This is a genomic window from Wandonia sp. (assembly GCF_984588085.1).
Genome location: NZ_CFIGVI010000005.1, coordinates 1 through 1,136 on the forward strand (window position 1 = coordinate 1; position 1,136 = coordinate 1,136).

A 1,136-nucleotide genomic window follows, 5' to 3' on the forward strand; every position below is an offset into this window, starting at 1 on the left:
CGTAACACATAATTGACACGAATGTGTTCTGCTTCTTTTCCATCGATTTTAGCAGTCCACCCCAGTGGGTAGTAGATTTCTGAAAAAACAGCCAACTGCTCTTCGTCAGATTCAAACTCATAGGTAATTTTATTCAGAGTCCGATCTTTCAGTTCTATTTTACCCTTTCCTGAAAATTCAGTTTTTCCAACAGTACTTTCACTACTTGCATTAACGATTGTCATTTTTGACGGATCAAAGTTATAATCGACAAGTAGTTTAAGAACAGGTGTAAATGAATCAGTTGTATCCTGCTCAACGGTTCCTGCATTCACCCAATCTATGGTTCCGTTTGAATCTGTCACCAAATAAGCTGTAGTTGATACAGTCAGACCATCGGGCCATTGTACCAGAATAGAATCCTGATCTTTTGATACGACTATGTCTTCTCTACCATAAACCAGTGTTTTCTCCTTTCGCTCATCATTAACAGAAAGCTTCCACCCGGACTGCGGCTCGATCGAGTAGACCTTTCCTAACTTTAAGATCTCTTCATCTTCATTCTCCGCAATGACTACCGATTGGGTTAACCATGCATTCCCCATTGCTCCCGCATTTCTTCGTGCAGCAGGTCCTTGCTCGGTCCCCTGAATGATATACTTTGTATTCAGCATGTTCAGAACCTGTCTGTCATAGGGAATATAATCAAACTCAAATAGGTTCTGATATCTTCTCAACTTGGCTCCATGGTATCCACCAACAGACTCATGCCAGTAGGATGCTCTGGAAGATGATGAAACAGGATCTGTAACATCTGCCACACGGAAATTAGTACTTTCGTTATATACCCGAAAACGCTCTCTCTGTATGTAGTTGTTGGTTGCCGTTCTCGAATAATCATTTTCTTTCGCTAAACGTAACGCTGCCTCTCCGGCTCTATCAATCTCTGCTCTTAATTCAGGATTGGCGGCCATTTCTGCTTCCAAAATCTGTATGTCGGCATCTTTTGGAGATAAGGGATAACGTTTCTCTTCTACTTTCTGCCACTGGTTGTATATTTTTTCACCTCTTCGCTCTTCACCATCAGTATTTAAATATTTCAGGTCAAGGTTAATCAAATCCCCCACCATTACAATACAAATCACGCCTATAGGAAT

The 1,136-nt window shown here is 41.1% G+C and carries 1 pseudogene; it reads right to left on the reverse strand.

The annotated features are described in order from the left end of the window. Positions 1-1,136, reverse strand: a pseudogene (locus tag AC4PL9_RS03195) (hypothetical protein); the annotation flags it as partial.